The 20,037-nt window shown below is 69.1% G+C and carries 22 protein-coding genes; 8 read left to right on the plus strand and 14 right to left on the minus strand.

Features of this window, described 5'->3' with window-relative positions; all coding sequences use genetic code 11:
- The 4 genes from PAM7066_RS07715 to PAM7066_RS07730 are packed head-to-tail and all read right to left on the minus strand — an operon-like array spanning nt 1 to nt 3,262.
- On the minus strand, nt 1-600 hold the full coding sequence (locus PAM7066_RS07715; RefSeq protein ID WP_085853565.1) for a hypothetical protein: 600 nt from the start codon (nt 598-600) through the stop codon (nt 1-3).
- Complete coding sequence (locus PAM7066_RS07720; protein ID WP_085853566.1) at nt 600-1,022, minus strand: cupredoxin domain-containing protein; 423 nt, start codon at nt 1,020-1,022, stop codon at nt 600-602. The genes PAM7066_RS07715 and PAM7066_RS07720 overlap by 1 nt, the downstream gene beginning before the upstream one ends.
- Before the next feature lie 23 nt (nt 1,023-1,045).
- Entirely contained in the window at nt 1,046-2,020 is a 975-nt protein-coding gene (locus PAM7066_RS07725; RefSeq protein WP_085853567.1) for a YVTN family beta-propeller repeat protein, read from the minus strand.
- A 60-nt stretch (nt 2,021-2,080) separates the two neighbouring features.
- Nucleotides 2,081-3,262: a lanthanide ABC transporter ABC transporter substrate-binding protein PedA1 gene (locus PAM7066_RS07730; RefSeq protein ID WP_085853568.1), complete on the minus strand. Its 1,182-nt coding sequence runs from the start codon at nt 3,260-3,262 to the stop codon at nt 2,081-2,083.
- A gap of 92 nt (nt 3,263-3,354) precedes the next feature.
- Here PAM7066_RS07730 and PAM7066_RS07735 point away from each other — a divergent pair, with 92 nt between their 5' ends.
- From PAM7066_RS07735 to fdhF, 8 genes are all read left to right on the plus strand, one after another.
- Nucleotides 3,355-3,861: a DUF3280 domain-containing protein gene (locus tag PAM7066_RS07735; protein ID WP_090928817.1), complete on the plus strand. Its 507-nt coding sequence runs from the start codon at nt 3,355-3,357 to the stop codon at nt 3,859-3,861.
- A 16-nt stretch (nt 3,862-3,877) separates the two neighbouring features.
- A complete protein-coding gene (locus PAM7066_RS07740) occupies nt 3,878-4,636 on the plus strand; it encodes a lanthanide ABC transporter ATP-binding protein PedB/LutE (RefSeq protein ID WP_090928820.1) in 759 nt (252 codons plus the stop codon).
- Nucleotides 4,633-5,436 carry a lanthanide ABC transporter permease protein PedC gene (locus PAM7066_RS07745; RefSeq protein ID WP_085853570.1) on the plus strand — a complete coding sequence of 268 codons (804 nt, stop codon included), beginning with the start codon at nt 4,633-4,635 and terminating at the stop codon, nt 5,434-5,436. Before PAM7066_RS07740 ends, PAM7066_RS07745 begins: the two co-directional genes overlap by 4 nt.
- A 72-nt stretch (nt 5,437-5,508) precedes the next feature.
- A complete protein-coding gene (locus PAM7066_RS07750) occupies nt 5,509-6,501 on the plus strand; it encodes an ABC transporter substrate-binding protein (RefSeq protein ID WP_085853571.1) in 993 nt (330 codons plus the stop codon).
- Between the two features lie 16 nt (nt 6,502-6,517).
- On the plus strand, nt 6,518-7,279 hold the full coding sequence (locus PAM7066_RS07755; protein WP_085853572.1) for an ABC transporter permease: 762 nt from the start codon (nt 6,518-6,520) through the stop codon (nt 7,277-7,279).
- A 7-nt stretch (nt 7,280-7,286) separates the two neighbouring features.
- Nucleotides 7,287-8,027, plus strand: coding sequence for an ABC transporter ATP-binding protein (locus tag PAM7066_RS07760; RefSeq protein WP_085853636.1), 741 nt, complete (start codon nt 7,287-7,289; stop codon nt 8,025-8,027).
- 97 nt (nt 8,028-8,124) lie between these two features.
- On the plus strand, nt 8,125-9,798 hold the full coding sequence (locus PAM7066_RS07765) for an NAD(P)H-dependent oxidoreductase subunit E (RefSeq protein WP_085853573.1): 1,674 nt from the start codon (nt 8,125-8,127) through the stop codon (nt 9,796-9,798).
- A complete protein-coding gene (fdhF, locus tag PAM7066_RS07770; RefSeq protein ID WP_085853574.1) occupies nt 9,795-12,608 on the plus strand; it encodes a formate dehydrogenase subunit alpha in 2,814 nt (937 codons plus the stop codon). Before PAM7066_RS07765 ends, fdhF begins: the two co-directional genes overlap by 4 nt.
- A 64-nt stretch (nt 12,609-12,672) precedes the next feature.
- Here the strand turns inward: fdhF and PAM7066_RS07775 are convergent, their stop codons facing one another.
- From PAM7066_RS07775 to thiD, 10 genes are read right to left on the minus strand one after another with little or no spacing between them, the layout of a single operon-like run.
- A complete protein-coding gene (locus tag PAM7066_RS07775) occupies nt 12,673-13,404 on the minus strand; it encodes an ABC transporter permease (protein ID WP_085853575.1) in 732 nt (243 codons plus the stop codon).
- Nucleotides 13,401-14,126, minus strand: a complete 726-nt coding sequence (locus PAM7066_RS07780; RefSeq protein ID WP_085853576.1) for an ABC transporter ATP-binding protein — start codon at nt 14,124-14,126, stop codon at nt 13,401-13,403. Before PAM7066_RS07780 ends, PAM7066_RS07775 begins: the two co-directional genes overlap by 4 nt.
- The gene (locus PAM7066_RS07785; protein ID WP_085853577.1) at nt 14,123-14,794 is read right to left on the minus strand and encodes a TenA family protein; all 672 of its coding nucleotides are present in this window, start codon (nt 14,792-14,794) and stop codon (nt 14,123-14,125) included. The genes PAM7066_RS07780 and PAM7066_RS07785 overlap by 4 nt, the downstream gene beginning before the upstream one ends.
- Entirely contained in the window at nt 14,791-15,726 is a 936-nt protein-coding gene (locus tag PAM7066_RS07790) for an ABC transporter substrate-binding protein (protein ID WP_085853578.1), read from the minus strand. The genes PAM7066_RS07785 and PAM7066_RS07790 overlap by 4 nt, the downstream gene beginning before the upstream one ends.
- Nucleotides 15,723-16,706, minus strand: a complete 984-nt coding sequence (locus PAM7066_RS07795) for a HesA/MoeB/ThiF family protein (RefSeq protein WP_085853579.1) — start codon at nt 16,704-16,706, stop codon at nt 15,723-15,725. Before PAM7066_RS07795 ends, PAM7066_RS07790 begins: the two co-directional genes overlap by 4 nt.
- A complete protein-coding gene (locus PAM7066_RS07800) occupies nt 16,703-17,299 on the minus strand; it encodes a thiamine phosphate synthase (RefSeq protein ID WP_085853580.1) in 597 nt (198 codons plus the stop codon). Before PAM7066_RS07800 ends, PAM7066_RS07795 begins: the two co-directional genes overlap by 4 nt.
- Nucleotides 17,296-18,066 carry a thiazole synthase gene (locus PAM7066_RS07805; protein WP_085853581.1) on the minus strand — a complete coding sequence of 257 codons (771 nt, stop codon included), beginning with the start codon at nt 18,064-18,066 and terminating at the stop codon, nt 17,296-17,298. Before PAM7066_RS07805 ends, PAM7066_RS07800 begins: the two co-directional genes overlap by 4 nt.
- Nucleotide 18,067: 1 nt before the next feature.
- On the minus strand, nt 18,068-18,265 hold the full coding sequence (gene thiS / locus PAM7066_RS07810) for a sulfur carrier protein ThiS (RefSeq protein ID WP_085853582.1): 198 nt from the start codon (nt 18,263-18,265) through the stop codon (nt 18,068-18,070).
- Complete coding sequence (locus PAM7066_RS07815) at nt 18,249-19,223, minus strand: FAD-dependent oxidoreductase (protein ID WP_085853583.1); 975 nt, start codon at nt 19,221-19,223, stop codon at nt 18,249-18,251. Before PAM7066_RS07815 ends, thiS begins: the two co-directional genes overlap by 17 nt.
- A complete protein-coding gene (gene thiD / locus PAM7066_RS07820) occupies nt 19,223-20,026 on the minus strand; it encodes a bifunctional hydroxymethylpyrimidine kinase/phosphomethylpyrimidine kinase (RefSeq protein WP_085853584.1) in 804 nt (267 codons plus the stop codon). The genes PAM7066_RS07815 and thiD overlap by 1 nt, the downstream gene beginning before the upstream one ends.
- Nucleotides 20,027-20,037 lie beyond the last annotated feature (11 nt).

Genomic DNA, 20,037 nt, shown 5'->3' on the forward strand with positions numbered 1-20,037 from the left:
TCACTCTGACACCACGGTGCCGATCGCGCGCCCGAGGGCGAACAGCCGCTGCTCGACCAGCCGCGGCACCTCGCAGATATAGGGCAGCGACTGCCGCCGCTCCTCGAAGATGCGCAGGTTCCAGAAAAGCTGCTGTTCGGCCTCCGAGCCGGTGCCGACGGGGCTGACCTCGACCGTCTCCTTCTGCTCGCGGATCGTCTCGACCAGCGCCTTCTGATGCCTGGCGTAGCGCTCGATTCCCTCGATGATTTCGCTGCGTTCGGCGTTCATCGTGTCGAACAACCCGGCGAACAACAGGGTCAGCCGGGCAGAGCGTTCCTCGGCCGGCAGTCCTTCCGCGAAGCTTTCGATGGTGGCCTCGGCCTCGTCCTGCGGCACGCGGCGCTGGCTCAGGAGGTTGACGAGTTCGCGCACCTCTTCGTCGTCGCGCCAGTCGCCCGCCTCTTCTATCGCGGGGCCGGTCCAGATCGCCGCAGGCGTCAAGGTCGGCACCTTGCGCTGCACGCAGGGCCAGTCGGGGTCGAGGCGCGCGGCCTCCTGCGCCGCCGCGCCGCCCGCCGCGACGGCAAAAGCCGCCGCCAGAAGGAACCGCGCGGGCATCATCCGCTGACGTTGAAGACGGCGCGCTGCGTCTCGCCCGTCGTTCCGGGGATGCGCAGCTCGAACTGGCCGGGGCGGATCGGGATGAAGGTGATCTCGGCCCGACCCGCGGCATCGAACTCCAGCGAGTCGAGGCCGAGCGGACGCACCTCGATATCGTTGATGACCACCTCGTTGATCCACATGTTGCGGAAGAACGCCGCCCCGCCGATGGCGAGTTCGGCCGAGCCGTCCGCCTCGATCGCCAGCATGTAGTGCTTGCCGGCCTCGAGCTCGTACGGCGCTTCGGCCAGCGGCTGCCCCGAAGCCAGCGTGATCGGCTCGAGGTCGATCTCGCGCGTCAGCAGGCCAGATTGCGCGACGGCAGCCCCACCGAGTGACGCGGCAACGGCGGCTGCGGCGGTGATACGTATGATGCTCATGTGATCCTCCCTCGTATTTCTGATCAGTCCGGCGTCGTGACGACGCCCCACGGAAACTCGCCGACCTGGACGGACTTGGTGACCTCGCGATCCTCGACGTCGATCACCGAGATGTCATTCGAGACGCCGTTGGTCGAAAACAGCAGCGACTCGTCGGGCGAGAAGCCAAGCTGCCAGACCCGCTGTCCGACGAGCAGGTAGTCCAGCACCTCGTAGGTTTCCGGGTCGACCACGGCGACACGGTTCGCGGGCCCGAGTGCGACGAAGGCCGTCTCCATGTCTTCGGTGATGCGGACGCCGACCGGCTGGATCGCCTCGGGGCGCAGGCCGGGGATGTCGAACTCGATCTTGTGCTTGATCTCGTGCGTCGCGGGGTCGATCACGCTGACCGTCCCGCCGATCTCGGACGAGACCCAGACCTCGGAGCCGTCGGACTTGAACTCGGCGAAGCGCGGGCGCTGGTCGACCAGGACGTTGGCCACGATCTCGTGGCTTTCGGTGTCGATGAAATGCGCCATGTTCGTCGTCTCGGACGTGTTCACGATCACCGACCCGTCGGGCGAGACGCCCATCCCCTCCGGCTCCACGCCGACGGGGATCTCGGCAATCATCGAGCGGTTCTCGAGGTCGACGACGGTGACGAGGTTGTCGTCCTCGTTCGCGATATAAAGCGGGTTGCCCGAGGGGTGCAGGACGAACAGCTCGGGGTCGGGTCCGGACGGCAGCGTGTGGAGCCGCTCGTAGGTTTCGGTGTCGTAGACCTCGACCGTGTCGTCGTCGCCGACCGCCACCAGCAGGTGGTTGCCGTCGTTGGCAACCGTGATGCCGCGCGGGCGCTGGCCAACCTCGAACGTGTCGATCACTTCGAGCGTGTCGCCGTCGAGCACCGTCACGTCGTTGCTCTTCTCGTTCGACACGAAGATCTTGTAGGCGAAGGCCGGCTGGGCAGCGAAGCCAGCCAGAAACAGCACGGCGAAGCCGCGTGACGTCACTCCCATCGGTATCCTCCCTCGCGGCGCGTCGGCCGCTTCCTCCTCGTCAGGACGCTTCCACGTCCGCTACAACTCGCACTCGCTCTCGGCCCGGTCATAGCCGAGCGTATCGAGGAACGAGGTCGGGTGCAGGAACCCCTCCTGCGGCGACACCGAGACCACGGTCTTGTCGTCGGCCAGCAGGATGGGCTGGCGCAGCTGCAGGTCCCAGTCGCGCAGGCTCAGCGCCTCGCCCTTGAAGGCCGCCAGCGTGAAATCGGGGCCCAGAAGATAGGAACGGATCGCCTCGGGCTCCGCGCTGTTGGTGCGCGTCGCCGCCTCGCCGATCATCCGTACCGCCATCCAGGCCAGCATGTCTTCGGCCTGCATGCGGCGGCCGTAGCCGTCGACGAAGCGGTTCTGCACCTGGATGCCGGCCCACTGCTCGTGCGCCGGGCTCCAGACCGTGGGTTCGAGCCCCGCCGTGCCCATGACGGGCCGCGGGTCCCAGGTATGGTAGGGTACGTAGGTGCCGAAAACCTCGTTCTCGTCTGCGACGAGGACGACGTCGTGGTCGGGTGCGCCTTGCGTGAAGACCGGCATCCGCTGCTGGACCTGGATGTGGCCGCTGTCGGTCGTCCGGGCGCCGCCCGTATCCTCGTAGATCCGTTCCTCGACGATGCGGCCGCCGAAGCGGTCGGCCGCGCGCCCGAGCGCTTGGGCGAAGGCCTCGTCCTCGGGATGCGAGCCCTTCAGCAGGAACCAGCGCGGCCACTTCTTCCACGCGAGGTACTGTGCCAGCGCATCGGCCAGCATCGCCCGGCTCGGCGCCACGTGGATGACGTTGGCGCGGCACATCTCGCCGCGTAGGGCATCGTCGGGCGCGCCGGTGTTCAGGACCAGCATGTCGCGCGCCGCCGCGGCATCGGCGACGGCAAGCAGGGCCTCGGCCTCGAGGTCCGCGACGATCCAGCCCGCACCCGCATCGGCCACCTGCTGCACCGCGGCCTCGGCATCCGCCGCGCCCGATACCGGCGCCGTCTCGAGCGTGTAGACCTGCCCCGTGAACTGCCCCGTCGTGTTGTTGTCGTCGAGCCCGAGCCGCGCGCCCGAGATGCCCAGATCCTCGGTCGGGCGGTCGAGCAGCGACAGCGTCTGCAGGCGCTCAGCCGGATGAAGATAACCGATCGTGATGTTGTCGGCTTCCTGCGCAGACGCAGAAATGCTGGCGGCGAAGGTGGTGATCAAAACACTCAGAATTCGCTTCATGACTCATGCTAAGCAGAACCAGATGCGTCCGGCAAGCGTGCTGAATCGAAGCCGCTTGCGTGATCGCGCGACTGGCCTCTAGTGTCGGAGTCATGAAGAAGATCGCCGTCGTTCTGATCGCAGTCGCTTGCCTCGCTGCCCTGCCGGCCACGGCCCAGGACGGCGCGCCCGTCGATGTCGCCGTGTTCGACTTCGAGCTGATCGACAGCAGCCTCGAAGGCGAGATGATGGGTGAGAACCCCGACGAGACGCGGCGCACCGCCGCGCTTGGCGCGCAGCTGAGGCAGGCCTTCGATGAGGCGGACGGCTTCGAGGTGATCGACATCGCTCCGGTCGCTGACGAGGCATCGCGGCGGAGCCTCCAACGCTGCGGCGGGTGCGACGTGACGCTGGCCGGGCAGGTCGGCGCAGAGTTGGCGGTGACGGGGACCGTGCAGAAGGTCTCGAACCTGATCCTGAACATCAACATCTACATCCGCGACGTGGAGACCGGCGAGACGCTCCGGGCGATGAGTGCCGACATCCGCGGCAACACGGACGAGTCGTGGCAGCGCGGGATGGACTGGCTGATCCGCAACCGGCTGGACCTTGGCGCCTGACGCGCCCACTCGCCCGGTGCCCGACCGAGCTGCGACGCCGGCTCCCCCTGCCCTGTCCGTCCAGTCCGTCAGCCATGCCTACGGCAAGCGCCGCGCGCTCGACGACGTGTCGCTTTCGGTGGCCAAGGGCAGCTTCACCGCGCTGCTCGGTCCGAACGGGGCGGGCAAGACGACGCTCTTCGCCCTCGTCACCGGGCTGCTCGGGGTGCAGTCGGGGCGCATCGCCATCTGCGGCGCCGAACCTTCACGCGACGGGGCGGCAGCGCTGGAGCCGCTGGGCCTTGTCTTCCAGCAACCGACGCTGGACCTCGACCTGACCGTCTCGCAGAACCTCGCCTATTTCGCCGCGCTCCGGGGGCTGAGCCGCCGTGACGGGCGGCAGCGGGCCGAGGACGAGCTGGCCCGCCTCGACATGGCCGAGCGTGCGGGCGAGCGGGTGCGCGACCTGAATGGCGGGCACCGCCGCCGGGTCGAACTGGCGCGCGCGTTGCTGCACGAGCCGCGCCTCCTCCTGCTGGACGAGCCGACGGTTGGCTTGGACATCGAATCGCGCCATCGCATCGTCGCCTATGTCCACGACCTTGCGCGGGAACGGCGGGTGGCGGTACTATGGGCCACGCACCTGATCGACGAGGTGCGGGCCGACGACGATCTGGTGGTGCTTCACCAGGGTGGCATTGCCGCCGCAGGCCGGTCGGAAGAGGTCGTCGCGGCCGCAGGTGCCGACAACCTGTCTGACGCCTTCACCCGCCTTACCCGGCGGGCCCCCGCATGAGGCGCAAGCTGCGCGCCGCGCGCGGCGTGATCGCCCGCGAGATCCTGCGCTTCCTGCAGCAGCGCGGGCGGCTGCTGGCGGCGCTGGTTCGGCCGCTCGTCTGGCTGATCGTGTTCGCCGCCGGCTTCCGCTCGATCCTCGGCGTCGCGATCCAGCCGCCTTACGCGACCTACATCACCTACGACGTCTACATCGCGCCGGGGCTGATCGCGATGATCCAGCTGTTCAACGGGATGCAGTCGTCGCTTTCGATGGTCTACGACCGCGAGATGGGGTCGATGCGGGTCCTGCTGACCTCGCCCCAGCCGCGCTGGTTCCTTCTGTTCGCCAAGCTCGTCGCCGGCACCGTGGTCTCGATCCTGCAGGTGCTGGCCTTCCTCGCCATCGCGGCCGCGTTCGGGATCACCTTCCCGCTCGCCGGCTACCTCCTGGTTCTGCCGGTGCTGATGCTGACCGGATTGATGCTGGGGTCCGTCGGCATGTTCCTGTCCTCGGCGATCCGGCAGCTCGAGAACTTCGCGGGCGTGATGAACTTCGTGATCTTCCCGGCCTTCTTCCTGTCCTCGGCGCTCTACCCGCTCTGGCGGATGCGCGAGTCGAGCGAGATCCTCTGGCGCATCTCGGCAGCCAACCCGTTCACGCATGCGGTCGAGGCGATCCGCTTTGCGATCCACGGGCAGCTGAACCTGTTCGCCTGCGGCGTTGTCACGGCGGTCTTGATTCTGTTTCTTGTGCTCGCGCTTTGGGGTTACGATACGTCGCGCGGCCTGCGGGCACGAGCCGGTCCGGCGGGAGAATGAGATCCACGGGACGGCAGGTCAGGGGTCGCCGGGCACGCGGACGCGGATGCGCCGGCAAGGGAGGAGAACGTCATGATTGCGAGAGTTTTCGGAACGGCGGCCATCGTCGCCAGCCTCTTGGGCGCCGCCGCTGCGGTCGCGCAGGAGCAGGACCTGCCGATTGTCCGGCTGGGCCTGCTGCAATACGGCACGGTCAACTGGGAAGCGAAGACGATCGTCGACGAGGGGCTGGACGAGAAGTACGGCTTCGAGTTGGAGATCGTGCCCTTCGCTGGTGGTGACGCCACGAAGGTCGCGCTGATGGCGGGCAATGTCGACGTCACCACGGACGACTGGCTGATGGTCTCGCGCCAGCGCGCCATGGGCGATCCGCTGGTCTTCATCCCCTACTCCACGTCGATCGGCGCGGTCATGGCGCCCTGCGAGGGGGACATCCAGTCGCTCGAGGACCTCGAGGGCAAGACGATCGGCGTCGCCGGCGGACCGCTCGACAAGAGCTGGCTGATGCTGCGGGGGATGGCCAGCGAAAGCGGGATGGACCTGGCCGCCGCGACCACGCCCGTCTTCGGCGCGCCGCCGCTGCTGACCGAGAAACTGCGCCAGGGCGAACTCGACGCCGTGCTGAACTACTGGCACTACAACGCGCGGCTTGAAACCGAAGGGTATTGCGAGGTGATCTCGGCGCAGGAAGCGGCACGCAGCTTCGGCGCCGAAGGTGCCGTTTCGGCGGTGGGTTACGTCATGAACGAGGAATGGGCCGAGGAAAACCCCGATCTTGCCCGCGGTTTCGTCGACGCCAGCCGCGACGCCAAGGAGGTGCTGGCCGAAAGCGACGAGGCGTGGGAGCGGCTGCGCGAGATGACCGGCGCCGAGAACGAAGAGGTCTTCCAGATGCTCAAGCAGCGGTTCCGCGAGGGTATCCCGACCAGCACGCCCACGCAGGAGCGTGACGACACCGCGATCGTCTACAATGAACTCGCCAAGATCGGCGGCGAGCAATTGGTCGGCCCCGCAACCGAGATGGCGCCCGGCACCTTCTGGTCCGGCCTCGAGAGTGGCTCGTAAAAGCGCCGCGTCGGCCATGTCCCGGAGCCGAAGCGCGACCGCGGCGCGATTGCTGTCGGTCGCGCTCTTCTTCCTGCTGTGGCACGTCGTCTCGCTTTATGTCTCGCCCCGGCTCTTCCCGTCGCCGTGGCAGGTGGCGACCTTCGTCCTGCGCGAAACCGAGAGCGGCGTGCTGCCCTACCACCTGTCGATCACGCTGCTGCGGGTGCTCGCGGCCTTCGTGCTGGCGATGGCGGTGGGGTCGGCGCTGGGGTTCCTGATGGGCCGCTCGCGCGGGGCCGACGTGGTGCTTCAGCCGTGGCTGATCCTGACGCTGAACATCCCGGCGCTGGTGGTGATCATCCTGTCCTACATCTGGATCGGCATGACCGAGACGGCGGCGATCACCGCCGTCGCGCTCAACAAGATCCCGAACGTCGCCGTCACCATCCGCGAGGGCGCCCGGGCGATGGACCCCACTTACATGGAGATGGCGCGCGTCTATCGCTTCTCGCGCGTGAAGATTTACCGCGACGTGATCGCGCCGCAGCTTCAGCCCTATTTCGCTGCGGCTGCGCGGTCGGGTATCGCGCTGGTCTGGAAGATCGTGCTGGTGGTCGAGCTGCTGGGCCGGTCGAACGGCGTCGGTTTCCAGATCCACCTCTACTTCCAGCTCTTCGACGTGCGCGCGATCATGGGCTATACGCTGGCCTTCGTCGCGGTGATGCTGGCGGTCGAATTCCTGGCGCTGCAGCCGCTCGACAGGCGGGCGCAGCGCTGGCGCCCGAAGCAGGTCTGAGATGCGGATGGAGCGGTCCCTGCCCACGCGCGATCTGACAGCACGGATCGACCGGAAGGAGCATATCGGCGCCGACGGCGACCGCCTGGTCGTGCTCGACGGGCTGGAACTGCGCCTGGCGCCGGGAACCTTCACCTGCCTGATCGGGCCGTCCGGCTGCGGCAAGACCACGACGCTGCGGATCCTGATGGGCCTCGACGACGAGTTCGACGGCGAGCTCGACCCCGCCCTGCGGGAGGCTCGGATCGCGACCGTATTCCAGGAGCCGCGGCTGCTTCCCTGGCGGACCGTGGCGCAGAACGTCCTTCTCGCCCTGCCCCGGCCCGACCTGCCACGGGTCGAGGCGGCGCTCGCCTCCGTCGGGCTCGAGGGGATGGCCGACCGCTATCCGGCGCAGCTTTCGCTGGGACAGGCGCGGCGGGTGGCGCTGGCGCGGGCCTTCGCGACCGAACCCGAAGTGCTGTTCCTGGACGAACCCTTCGTCTCGCTGGACGAGGCCTCGGCCGGACGGTTGCGCGACCTGCTGATCGCGCTCTGGCAGCGCCGGCCGATGAAGGTCCTCATGGTGACGCACAACCTGCGCGAGGCGGTGCGCCTGGCCGACCGCATCGTGTTCCTGACCGAGCGCCCCGCCCGCGTCGCCGGCGTGGCCGAGGTCGAGCTGCCGCGCGACGGCCGCGATCCCGAGGCCGTGTCGCGCTTCGCCGCCGAACTGGCGCGGCGCTTCCCCGGACTGGCCGTCGCTTGACGGGGCGGCAAGATATTGCGTTCCGCCCGCGCGAGTGCCTAAGCTTCCATCGGCAGCGTGGGACGAAAGTTCGCTTGCTTGGGGAGGATGGCAGACCATGGCAGAGGCCGTAGCAAAGCGTCCGCGCGCGACGCCGAAGGGGCGTCAGACCGACCCCGAGGCGCTGCTCGAGGTTGAAGCGGTGCTGGGCCCGGAGGTCGCGTCGCGCGACCGCCTGATCGAGGAACTGCACCGCCTGCAGGAGCATTTCGGCCACCTCTCGGCGCGGCACCTGCGGGCTCTCGCCGAGCGTATGCGCCTCGCCCAGGCCGAGATCTTCGAGGTCGCCACGTTCTACCACCATTTCGACGTCGTGAAGGAGGGGGAACCCGCGCCGGCGCCGCTGACGCTCAGGGTCTGCGACTCGATCTCGTGCATGCTGGAAGGGGCCGAGGCGTTGCTGTCCGAGCTCGGGGCGCAGCTCGACCCGGCGGAGGTGCGGATCGTGCGCGCGCCCTGCATGGGCCGCTGCGACCAGGCGCCGGTGGCCCGCGTGGGTGACCGGGAAGTCGACAAGGCGACGCCCGACGGCATCGCCGATCTGATCGCGCGGCAAGACCTCGGCCCGCTCCAGCACGACTACATCGACCTGCGCGCCTACCGTGAGCGGGGCGGATACGCGCTGCTCGAACGGATGCGCACGGGCGAGCACGCCATCGACGACTTCCTCGACACGATGGAGGCCGCCGGGCTGCGCGGCCTTGGTGGCGCGGGCTTCCCGCTGGCGACAAAGTGGCGCGCCGTCCGGCAACAGCCCCACCCCCGCCTGATGACGGTCAACGCCGACGAGGGCGAGCCGGGCACCTTCAAGGACCGCCTGCTGCTCGAGACCGATCCGCACCGGATGCTGGAAGGCGCGCTGATCGCCGCCCACGCCGTCGAGGCCGAGCGGCTCTATATCTACATGCGCGACGAATACCCCGCCGCGCTGGGGATCCTGCGGACCGAGATCGCCGCGCTCGAGGCGTCGGGCATCGCGCCGCACGGCTTCGTCGAGCTCCGCCGCGGCGCCGGCGCCTATATCTGCGGCGAGGAATCGGCCATGGTCGAAAGCCTCGAAGGCAAGCGCGGCTATCCCCGCAACCGCCCGCCCTACATCGCGCAGAAGGGCCTCTTCGGGCGCCCGACGCTGAACCACAACGTGGAAACCCTGTGGTGGCTGCGCGATATCGCCGAGAACGGCGCCGAGTGGTTCGCGAAGCAGGGAAGACGCGGCGCGAAGGGCCTGCGCTCGTTCTCGGTCTCGGGCCGGGTGCGCAAGCCGGGCGTCCGCACCGCCCCCGCCGGCATCACCGTGCGCGAGTTGATCGACGAGTATTGCGGCGGCATGGCCGACGGCCACGAGTTCCGCGCCTACCTTCCCGGCGGTGCCTCGGGCGGCCTGCTGCCGGCGCGGCTGGGGGACGTCCCGCTCGACTTCGGCGGCGAACTGGCCGAGCAGGGCGCGTTCATCGGCAGCCATGCGGTCGTCATCTTCTCGGACAAGGACGACATGCGCGAGGTCGTGAAGAACCTGATGCGCTTCTTCCGCCACGAGAGCTGCGGCCAGTGCACGCCCTGTCGCGAGGGCACCGGCAAGATGCTGTCGCTGATCTCGGCGGACCGGATCGACCGCGAGGCGATCGCCGACCTCGAACAGGTGATGCGCGACGCCTCGATCTGCGGCCTCGGCCAGGCTGCACCCAACCCGGTCCGGCACCTGCTGGATCTCTTCCCGGAGGACACGCCATGAGTGGTCCCGTGACATTCACGCTCGACGGTCGCGAGGTCGAGGCGCAAGAGGGCGAGACGATCTGGACGGTCGCCAAGCGCACGGGCACGATGATCCCGCATCTGTGCCACCTCGACCAGCCCGGCTATCGCCCGGACGGCAACTGCCGCGCCTGCATGGTCGAGATCGAGGGCGAGCGGGTGCTGGCGGCCTCGTGCATCCGTCGCCCGACCGAAGGCATGGTCGTCGACACCGCCGGTGACCGGTCCCGCAAGGCCCGCGAGATGGTATTCGAGCTGCTGGCCGCCGACATGCCCGCTCGCGAGGCCTCGCCCGACGACAAGGCCCAGTTCTGGACCTGGATGGACCGGATGGGCGTCAAGCAGAACCGCCGCTACGCAGAGGGGCCGCACGAGCCCGCGCAGGATCAGGGCGACCAGCACGGGCACAGCCATGCTTCGCAGATTCCGCTGCGCGATGTCACCCACCCGGCAATGGCGGTGAACCTGGACGCCTGCATTCGCTGCGGTCTCTGCGTGCGCGCCTGCCGTGAGGTGCAGGTCAACGACGTCATCGGCATGGGCGAGCGCGGCGACCACGCCTTGCCGATCTTCGACTTCGCCGACCCGATGGGCGACTCGACCTGCGTGGCCTGCGGCGAATGCGTGCAGGCCTGCCCCACCGGCGCCCTCTTCGAGAAGTCGCTGATGGACGAGGACTGGCGCACGCGCGAGGTCGAGCCCGACCGCTACGTCGACAGCGTCTGCCCTTATTGCGGCGTCGGCTGCCAGACCCGCGTCGCGGTCAAGGACGACCGGATCGTGCAGGTCGACGGCCGCGACGGCCCCGCGAACGAGAACCGGCTGTGCGTCAAGGGCCGCTTCGGCTACGACTACGTCATGAGCCCCGAGCGGCTGACCAAGCCCCTCGTGCGGCGCGACGACGCGCCCAAGCGCGGCGACATCCGCGTCGACCCGCTGAACCCGTGGGACGTCTTCCGCGAGGCGACGTGGGAAGAGGCGATGGAGCGCGCGGCAGGCGGGCTCGGCTCGATCCGCGACACGCATGGCGGCGGCGCCCTTTCGGGCTTCGGTTCGGCCAAGGGATCGAACGAAGAGGCCTACCTGTTCCAGAAGCTCGTCCGCGCCGGCTTCGGCACCAACAACGTCGATCACTGCACGCGCCTCTGTCACGCCTCGTCCGTCGCGGCGCTGATGGAGGGTGTGGGCTCGGGCGCGGTCTCGGCCCCGTTCGGCGCGGTCGATGACGCGGATTGCGTGATCATCATCGGCGCGCGGCCGAACCAGAACCATCCCGTCGCGGCGACCTATTTCAAGCAGGCGGCCAAGCGCGGCACCAAGCTGATCGTCATCGACCCCCGCGGACAGGAAATGAACCGGTTTGCGGAATACGCGCTGCAATTCAAGCCGGGCACCGACGTCGCCCTGCTGAACGCGATGCTGAACGTCATCGTCGAGGAGAAGCTCTACGACCAGCAATACGTGCAGGCCCATGTCGACGGGTTCGAGGCGCTGGCCGCAAAGGTTCGCGACTTCCCCCCCGAGGCGATGGAAGCGGTCTGCGGCATCGACGCCCAGACGATCCGCGAGGTCGCGCGTCTATATGCGAAGTCCGAGCGCTCGATCATCTTCTGGGGCATGGGCATCAGCCAGCACGTCCACGGCACCGACAACTCGCGCTGCCTGATCGCGCTGGCGCTGATTACTGGCCACATTGGTCGTCCGGGCACCGGGCTGCACCCCTTGCGCGGGCAGAACAACGTGCAGGGCGCCTCGGATGCGGGCCTGATCCCGATGTACTTCGCCGACTACAAGTCGGTCGAGAACCCGGACGTGCGAGGCATGTACGAAGATGCCTGGGGTCGCCAGCTCGACCCGCAGCGCGGCCTGACCGTGGTCGAGATCATGGACGCGGTGATGGAGGGCGAGATCCGCGGCATGTACGTCATGGGCGAGAATCCGGCGATGTCGGACCCGGACCAGACGCATGCGCGCGAGGCACTGGCCAAGCTCGACTGCCTGGTGGTGCAGGACATCTTCCTGACCGAAACCGCGTGGCATGCCGACGTGGTGCTGCCGGCGTCGGCCCATGCCGAAAAGCTCGGCACCTATACCAACACCAATCGCGAGGTGCAGATCGGGCGGCCGGCAATCCCGCTGCCGGGCGAGGCGCGGCAGGATCTCGGGATCATCATCGACCTCGCCAACCGGCTGGGCCTCGACTGGCGTTACGACGGGCCGGCCGAGGTGTATGAAGAGATGCGCGCGCTGATGCCGTCGCTCGACAACATCTCCTGGAGCCGGGTCGAACGCGAAGGCGCCGTCACCTACCCGGCCAAGGCCGAGGACATGCCCGGCGAAGCGATCATCTTCACCGACGGCTTCCCCACGAAGGACGGGCGCGGCAAGCTGGTGCCCGCCGACCTCGTGCCGCCCGACGAGCTGCCGGATGCCGAGTACCCGTTCGTGCTGACGACGGGACGCCTGCTCGAGCACTGGCATACCGGCGCGATGACACGCCGGGCCAAGGCGCTCGACGCGATCGAGCCCGAGGCGCAGGCGATGCTGCATCCGCGCGACCTGACGCGTCTCGGGCTGGCTGCCGGCGACGCGGTCACGGTGATGACCCGCCGGGGCGAGATCTCGATGATCGCTCGCGCCGACCGGGACGTTCCCGAAGGCATGGTCTTCACCCCGTTCTGCTGGGTCGAAGCGCCCGCGAACGTGCTGACGAACCCGAAGCTCGACCCCTACGGCAAGATCCCCGAGTTCAAGGTCTGCGCCGCACGGGTCGAGCGGGCGGACGCCTGACCAGGTCCACGATGATCCGAGAGCCACGGCCAGCGTGAGGCGTGCCTCCTTGTCCCGCCGTCTCTCAGCTTCCCCACAGGCGCCGGCAGGCTGCGTCGACGGCGGCATGGAGGAGTAGCGTCAGGACGGCCAGGACGATCAGCGCCGCGAACATCAGGTCGATCTTCGCGCGGCCGTTCGCCAGCAGCATGAGGTAGCCCAGCCCCTTCGACGCCCCGACCCACTCGCCGATGATCGCGCCGATGGGCGCATAGACGGCGGCGAGGCGCAGGCCCGAGGCAAAGCCGGGCATCGCGGCGGGCACCCGGATGCGCCACAGGGTTCGGCCCGGCGTGGCCGTCATCACGCGGGCGAGGTCCAGCCAGCCGGGAGGGGTTCGCATCAACGCATCGAAGAAGGCCGAGGTGACCGGGAAGTAGATGATCAGCATCGCCATCGCGACCTTCGACCAGAGCCCGTAGCCGAGCCAGAGCGTCAGGATCGGCGCCAATGCAAAGACCGGCACCGCTTGGGTGAAGACGAACATCGGGCGCAGGAGCGAGCGCGCGAGCGGTGAGACGGCCAGCAGGATCGCAGAGGCGAAACCGAGGATCCCGCCAAGCCCGAGCCCGACGAGGACTTCGATGGCGGTTACCACCGCGTGCTCGGCGACAAGTGCCTTGCTGGTCCACAGCGTCCCGAAGACCAGTACCGGGCCGGGCAGGATGAAGCGGGGCAGTTCGGCGAGCGTGACGACCGCCTGCCAAGCCAGCAGACCAAGAATGGCGACGCCGGCGATACGAACCGCCCGTTTCATCGTGCTTCCATGAGCAGGCGCAGAAGGCGGCCCTGGAAGGCCAGGGTCTCGGGCGCGTCGTAGACGCGAGGGGTGGGACCGGCTGGCGGGGTCACGGAGGCGATCCCTTCACGCGTCATCAGCAGGACGTGGTGCCCCAACCGTGCCGCCTCGGCGGCATCATGGGTGACATGCAGGACGGTGCGCCCCGCCAGCAGCTCGGCCGCGAGATCCTGCATCAGGGCACGCGACCGCGCGTCGAGGGCCGAGAACGGCTCGTCCAGAAGCACGACCGGCCGATCCTCCATCAGGGTCCGGGCCAGCGCCGCGCGCTGCCGCTGTCCGCCCGACAGGGCATGCGGCCGTTTGGCGGAATGCGCGGCGAGGCCGACGCGCTCCAGCACGTCGCGCGCCCGGTCCCGCGGCGGCGCGTCGCCCCGCAGCCGCGCGCCCAGGGTGACGTTCGCGGTCACGTCCAGCCAGGGCATCAGCAGGTCGCTCTGCGCCATCAGCGCGACCCGGTTGTCCAGCGACGACCCGTCGCCCGCCGCCACCTCGCCCTCGAAGGCCAACTCGTCACCGACGCCGGCGAGCAGCCGCAGGACGGTCGACTTGCCCACGCCCGAAGGGCCGAGCAGGCACGTCCATTCGCCGGCAGGAGCCTCGACAGACACCGGGCCGAAGATCGGCATGCCGTCGATCGTCGCGCGCCCGGACAGATGCAGCGCGGGCGCGGCACTCATGCGGAAAGGCCCATGCTCCAGAAGTCGACCTCGAGCCGCGTCGCCATCTCGAACCGGGCGCATAGGCGGGGCCAGCGGGGGCTGTCTCCGGGCGTCGAGCCGAGGCGACGGGCGACTGCCGCATCGATCAGCCCTCCGACCTCGCGGCAGGTGTGCTGGTAGTCGGCCCCGGAATAGGTCGCGATCCAGTCGGCATAGGGCGTTTGCCCGGCATCGGCCGCCAGCCGCGTGCCGATCTCGCCGTAGCCCAGGACGCACGGTGCGAGCGCGGCCATCAGGTCGAGGAAGTCTCCGGAATGGCCTGCGTCGAGAACGTAGCGCGTATAGGCGATGTTCTGCGGCGCCTCGCGCGCGGCGAACAGGTCCGCCTCGGGGATTCCCTCGGCGGCGCAGGTCTCTATATGCAGGCGCATCTCGTGGTCGAGCAGCGCGTGGACGGTGGCGGCGCAGGCGCGCATCTCGTCCAGCGTCTCGGCCTTGGTCACGGCCAGCGCCCAGGCGCGGGAGAAGTGGACGAGGAACTGGTAGTCCTGCACGAGGTAGCGCAGGAACGCCTCGCGCGGCAGCGTGCCGTCCCGCAGCCCCTCGACGAAGGCATGCTGCGTGTAGGCCCGCCAGGTGTCGCCGGCGGCCGCGCGCCAGAGGGGGAAGGTCGCGCCGTAACTCATTGCGCGCCCAGATCGACCGCAAGGTCCGAGACGGTGCGCGTGCCCTCGACCAGCCCCGCCTCGTTCAGGAACGACTCGAACCGGGCGTAGCGGCCCTGGTCCAGCGCCTCGGGGCGCAGGGCGAAGCGCGGAATCGTGTCGGCCCAGGCCCGTTCGTTCAACTCGTCCTGCAACTCGGCCGAGGTGGAGGCGAAAACCTCCCAGCTCTCCCGCGGGTGGTTGACGATGAACTGCGTGGCTTTCTCCGTCGCGGCGAGGAAGCGGCGGATCAGGTCGGTGTCCATCGTCTCGGGGTTGGCGACGTAGATCAATTCGTCATAGGTCGGAACGCCTTCCTCTTCGGGATAGAAGCACCGGCCCGAGACGCCCTCGATCTCCATCTGGTTGAGCTCGAAGTTGCGGAAGGCGCCGATGACGGCGTCGACCTGCCCGGACATGAGTGCGGGCGAGAGCGACCAGTTGACGTTGACCAGCTCGATGTCCCCCGTGTCGAGGTCGGCCTGGCCCAGCATCGCCGACAGCAGCGCCTCTTCGACGCCGGCAACCGAAAAGCCGACCTTGCGTCCTTCGAGGTCCGCGATCTCGTCAATCGGCCCGTCCTTTAGCACCAGCAGGCAGTTGAGCGGCGTGGCCACCAGCGTGCCGACCCGGATCAGCGGCATCCCCTCGGCCACCTGAAGATGCAGCTGCGGCTGGTACGAGATCGCCAGGTCGGCGCGTCCGGCGGCGGCCATCTTGGGCGGATCGGCCGGGTCGGCGGGGGCGATCACCTCGACGTCCAGCCCGGCTTCGGCGAAGTAGCCCAGCTCCTCGGCGATGACGATGGGTCCGTGATCGGGGTTCACGAACCAGTCGAGCATGACAGTCATCTGGTCCTGCGCAATGGCAGGCGTAGCGACGAAAAGGGCAAGGGCGGTCAATCCGGCTTTCATGGTGTCTCTCCGATGGGGTCGCCGAGGGCGACGAGGCAGATGTCTCCGTCCCAGACGGCCGCAAGCCGCTCGGCGGCGGCCCAGGACCGCAGGCCGGACCGGCAGCAGAGTACGGCGCGCTGGCCGGGTGCGGGGGTAGGACCGGTTGGCCCGAAGGCCGAGACCGGCAGGCGGCGGGCATCGGGGCGCACCAGCGGCGCCTCGTCCTCGGCCCGCAGGTCCACGAGGAAGTCGGAGCCGACGATCTGGGATGCGGCGAGGAACCGCGGCTGATGTGCAGGCTCGGGCGCGCCGGTGAAGCGGAAGCCACCGAAGCGGAAGCTGCGCCCGTCGAAGGTGACGAGCTGGCCCAGTGGCGAGGGATCGATCCCCGCCAGCAGCGCGACGGCCATCTGCGCCTGAAGCGCGCCCACGACGCCCACGACTGGCCCCAGAACGCCGTCCTCGGCGCAGGAGCCCGCGCGCTGCGGCAAGTCGGGAAAGACCGCCCGCAGGCTGGCCGCGCCGCCGCAGAAGGCGCCGACGTATCCCTCGAGCCCGATCACCGAGGCGCTGACCAGCGGCAGTCGGGCGGCGCGGCAGGTATCGGACAGGATGTAGCTTGCCGCGAAGCTGTCGGCGCAGTCGAGCACCAGATCTACGCCCTCGCAGAGTGCTCCGGCATTGGACGGATCGAGAAACGTGACGACGGTTTCGACGCAGCAGTCGGCGTTGAGCGCCGCGACCGCGTCGGCCGCGGCTTCTGCCTTGGCCCGCCCGATATCGGCTTTGCGGAACAGCGTCTGGCGGTGAAGGTTCGTCACGTCCACCCGGTCGGGATCGACCAGCCGGATGCGCCCGACCCCCGCCCCACCCAGATATTGCAGCACCGGCGCCGCCAGCCCGCCCGCGCCCACCACCAGCACATGCGCCTCCTGCAGCCGAGCTTGTCCGCCTGCGCCGAATTCGGGAACAGCGATCTGACGGGCATAGAGGTTCACCGCGTCGTCTCCAGCCACGCGCGCACCCGCGCTTCGGGATCGTCGCGCAGGGTGATGTCTGTGACGGCGGCGACGATGTCGGCCCCGGCCTCGAAGGCACCCGCTGCCCGTTCGACGCTCATCCCGCCGATGGCGACGAGGGGGATGTCGCCGACCAACCGCTTCCATTCGGCAACCCGAGGAAGCCCCTGCCGATGCCACCGCATCTTCTTCAGGATCGTCGGATAGACCGGCCCGAGCGCCACGTAATCCGGCGCCAGCGACAGCGCCCGGTCAAGCTCGGCGTAGTCGTGGGTGCTGATCCCCAGCTTCAGGCCGGCCCGGCGGATCGCGGGCAGATCGGCAGTGTCGAGATCCTCCTGTCCCAGGTGAATCCAGTCACAGCCCGCATCGATCGCGATGCGCCAATGGTCGTTCACCACGAGCACCGCGTCGTGCGAGCAGCAGAGTGTCTGTGCCTGCTCCACCAGCGGCCGCAACTCTGCCTCGGGCATCTCCTTGATGCGCAGCTGAACCAGCTTCACCCCAAGCGGCAGGGTGCGGTGAAGCCAGTCGAGGCTGTCGAAGATGGGGTAGAAGCGGTCGAGGATCATGTCAGGAAGGCCTTGCCGATCACCGGGGTCGAGGGCGCGGCCATGTCGCGCGGCTCCATCGGGTCCGCCTCGTAGGCGAGCCGCCCGGCCTCGACCGCCCGCGCGAAGCCCTCGGCCATCGCCGCCGGATCGCCCGCCTTGGAGACGGCCGTGTTCAAGAGCACGGCATCGAAGCCCATCTCCATCGCCATCGCCGCCTGGCTGGGCAGGCCGAGGCCCGCATCGACGACCATCGGGACGTCCGGAAATTGCGCCCGGAGCGTGCGCAGTCCGTAGATGTTGGTCAGGCCCAGCCCGGTACCGATGGGTGCGCCCCATGGCATCAGCACCTCGCACCCGGCCGAGAGCAGGCGGTCGGCCAGCACCGCGTCTTCGGTCGTGTAGGGGAACACCTGGAAGCCGTCCTCGTCCAGGATGCGCGCGGCATCGACCAGTCCGAACGGGTCGGGCTGGAGCGTGTCGGCATGACCGATGACCTCGAGCTTGATCCAGGGCGTGTCGAAGAGCTCGCGCGCCATGTGGGCCGTGGTGACCGCTTCGCGGACGGAATGGCAGCCGGCGGTGTTGGGCAGCACCGTCACGCCGAGGTCGCGCACCAGGTCCCAAAAGGCGGCGCCGGCCCGCTCGCCGCCCGCTTCGCGACGGACCGAGACGGTGGCAATGCCGGCGCCGGAGCGGCGGAACGCCTCTGCCAGCACTGCGGGCGAAGGATACTGCGCCGTCCCGAGCATCAGGCGCGACCCGATCTCGGTTCCATAAAGCTGCATCTCAGCCTCCCTGCCGGGGGGCGACGATCTCGACACGGTCGCCGGGGGACAGCGCCGTCTGCCCGCGCGCCGATGCCGGGACGAAGTCCTCGTTGACGGCGGTGGCGACCTTGGCGTCGCCGTAGCCAAGCTCGTCCAGAACGGCGCCCAGCGTCTCGGCCTGCACCTCGGTTGCAGTGCCGTTAATCATGATCTTCATGGTAAAGCTCCGGTCTGGTGCCGTCGCAGGCCGCCTCTGCCGCCATCCGCGCGAGGGCGGGCGCGAGCAGGAATCCGTGGCGGAACAAGCCGTTGACGTGGATCGTCTCGCCCCGTCGCACGAGGCGGGGCAGGTTATCGGGGAAAGCGGGGCGGGCGTCGGCGCCGATCTCGACCAGCTCCGCCTCGCCGAATGCGGGGTGCAGCGCGTAGGCGGCGGACAGCAGTTCGAGGACCGAGCGTACGCTGCGCCGGCGGTCGTCGCTTTCGATCTGCGTCGCGCCGAGCATGAAAAGGCCCCCCGGCCGCGGCACGACGTAAAGCGGGAAGCGCGGGTGCAGCAGCCGGACCGGGCGCGTCAGGTGGATGTCCGCGCTGCGCAGCACCGCCATCTCACCCTTCACCCCGCGCAGGTCCCGCAGGGCATCCCGCGCCGCCAACCCGCGACAGTCGAAGGTCACGCCCGTCGTGGGACCGGGTTCGGCCACGAACGTGGCGCCCGAATGCTCGAGCCGGTCGCGCAGATGTTCCAGCGCGGCCCTGGGGTCCAGATACGCTTCGCCCGGAACGTGCAGGGCGCGATCGAAGCGGCCGCTCAGGTCCGGCTCGAGCGCGGCGAGGGCGGCCGCGTCGAGCCTCTCGTGCCCCTGGACGCGCCGCGCGAACCGGTCCAGCTCATTCCGGTCACGCCCGAGCGTCACCACGACGGTCCCGCGCCGTTCGACATTGACCCCTTGCCGTTCCCACCAGTCCGCCGCTTCCTGACCCAGCCGCACGACCGGCTCTTCTGCCGTTTCGCCCTCGCAGAAGGGGGCCAGCATCCCGCCGGCCCACCACGAGCAGCCGTGCGGTCCCGGGCGGGGCGAAGGATCGAAGACCGTCACCTCGCAGCCCCGCGCGACCAGTTCCGTCGCTACGCAAAGCCCGGCTACGCCGGCGCCAAGGACCGTCGCCCGCATCAGGTCCAGACCTCGTGGAAGTGGTGGACCGGGCCGTGGCCGCTGCCGATCCCCAGCCCGTCCGCCGCGCGGATCGCGCCGTGCAGCCAGGACTGTGCCTGCCGCACCGCCGCCTCCAGGGTGGCTCCCTTTGCCAGTGCGGCTGCGATGGCTGACGACAGACTGCATCCCGTACCGTGGGTATTGCGCGTGGCGAGCCGTGGTTGTTCCATCGCCAGGACGCCGGAGGCCGTCACGAGCCGGTCGATGCAGGTCGGCCCCGCCGCATGGCCGCCCTTCATCACGACCGCGCCAGCGCCGAGACCAAGCAGCGCCCTGCCCTGCGCCTCGGCCTCCTCTGGGGTCCGGGCCGGATCGCGGCCCAGCAGGCGCGCGGCTTCGGGAAGGTTCGGCGTCAGGACGTCCGCGCGGGGCAGCAGGCTTTCTATCAGCGCCGCCTCGGCCTCTTCCGCCAGCAGCGGGTCGCCCGACTTCGCCACCATCACCGGGTCGAGCACCACCGGGCCGCCGTAGCCCCGGAGCGCGGCGGCAACCGCGGCGATGATCTCGGCCGAAGCCAGCATCCCGATCTTGATCGCCTGCGGCGCGATGTCGTCGAGCACGGCGGCGATCTGGGCCGAGACCATGGCGGGCGACACCGCCTCGACCGCGAAGACGCCGCGCGTGTTTTGTGCGGTGATGGCTGTGATCGCGCTGGTGCCATAGACCCCGAGGGCCGAGAACGTCTTGAGGTCGGCCTGAACGCCCGCACCTCCGCCGCTGTCGGAGCCTGCAATGGTCAGTGCGGATACGTGCGGCGTCATTCGCTTTCTCC

Source organism: Palleronia marisminoris, assembly GCF_900172315.1.
Taxonomy (GTDB): Bacteria; Pseudomonadota; Alphaproteobacteria; order Rhodobacterales; family Rhodobacteraceae; genus Palleronia; species Palleronia marisminoris.

Excerpts from the sequence above, each read along its gene's own strand:
- PAM7066_RS07715 (WP_085853565.1), bottom strand. The coding sequence starts at position 600 with ATGCCCGCGCGGTTCCTTCTGGCGGCGGCTTTTGCCGTCGCGGCGGGC.
- PAM7066_RS07720 (WP_085853566.1), bottom strand. The coding sequence starts at position 1,022 with ATGAGCATCATACGTATCACCGCCGCAGCCGCCGTTGCCGCGTCACTC.
- PAM7066_RS07725 (WP_085853567.1), bottom strand. The coding sequence starts at position 2,020 with ATGGGAGTGACGTCACGCGGCTTCGCCGTGCTGTTTCTGGCTGGCTTC.
- PAM7066_RS07730 (WP_085853568.1), bottom strand. The coding sequence starts at position 3,262 with ATGAAGCGAATTCTGAGTGTTTTGATCACCACCTTCGCCGCCAGCATT.
- PAM7066_RS07735 (WP_090928817.1), top strand. The coding sequence starts at position 3,355 with ATGAAGAAGATCGCCGTCGTTCTGATCGCAGTCGCTTGCCTCGCTGCC.
- PAM7066_RS07745 (WP_085853570.1), top strand. The coding sequence starts at position 4,633 with ATGAGGCGCAAGCTGCGCGCCGCGCGCGGCGTGATCGCCCGCGAGATC.
- PAM7066_RS07750 (WP_085853571.1), top strand. The coding sequence starts at position 5,509 with ATGATTGCGAGAGTTTTCGGAACGGCGGCCATCGTCGCCAGCCTCTTG.
- PAM7066_RS07755 (WP_085853572.1), top strand. The coding sequence starts at position 6,518 with ATGTCCCGGAGCCGAAGCGCGACCGCGGCGCGATTGCTGTCGGTCGCG.
- PAM7066_RS07760 (WP_085853636.1), top strand. The coding sequence starts at position 7,287 with ATGGAGCGGTCCCTGCCCACGCGCGATCTGACAGCACGGATCGACCGG.
- PAM7066_RS07765 (WP_085853573.1), top strand. The coding sequence starts at position 8,125 with ATGGCAGAGGCCGTAGCAAAGCGTCCGCGCGCGACGCCGAAGGGGCGT.
- fdhF (WP_085853574.1), top strand. The coding sequence starts at position 9,795 with ATGAGTGGTCCCGTGACATTCACGCTCGACGGTCGCGAGGTCGAGGCG.
- PAM7066_RS07775 (WP_085853575.1), bottom strand. The coding sequence starts at position 13,404 with ATGAAACGGGCGGTTCGTATCGCCGGCGTCGCCATTCTTGGTCTGCTG.
- PAM7066_RS07780 (WP_085853576.1), bottom strand. The coding sequence starts at position 14,126 with ATGAGTGCCGCGCCCGCGCTGCATCTGTCCGGGCGCGCGACGATCGAC.
- PAM7066_RS07785 (WP_085853577.1), bottom strand. The coding sequence starts at position 14,794 with ATGAGTTACGGCGCGACCTTCCCCCTCTGGCGCGCGGCCGCCGGCGAC.
- PAM7066_RS07790 (WP_085853578.1), bottom strand. The coding sequence starts at position 15,726 with ATGAAAGCCGGATTGACCGCCCTTGCCCTTTTCGTCGCTACGCCTGCC.
- PAM7066_RS07800 (WP_085853580.1), bottom strand. The coding sequence starts at position 17,299 with ATGATCCTCGACCGCTTCTACCCCATCTTCGACAGCCTCGACTGGCTT.
- PAM7066_RS07805 (WP_085853581.1), bottom strand. The coding sequence starts at position 18,066 with ATGCAGCTTTATGGAACCGAGATCGGGTCGCGCCTGATGCTCGGGACG.
- thiS (WP_085853582.1), bottom strand. The coding sequence starts at position 18,265 with ATGAAGATCATGATTAACGGCACTGCAACCGAGGTGCAGGCCGAGACG.
- PAM7066_RS07815 (WP_085853583.1), bottom strand. The coding sequence starts at position 19,223 with ATGCGGGCGACGGTCCTTGGCGCCGGCGTAGCCGGGCTTTGCGTAGCG.
- thiD (WP_085853584.1), bottom strand. The coding sequence starts at position 20,026 with ATGACGCCGCACGTATCCGCACTGACCATTGCAGGCTCCGACAGCGGC.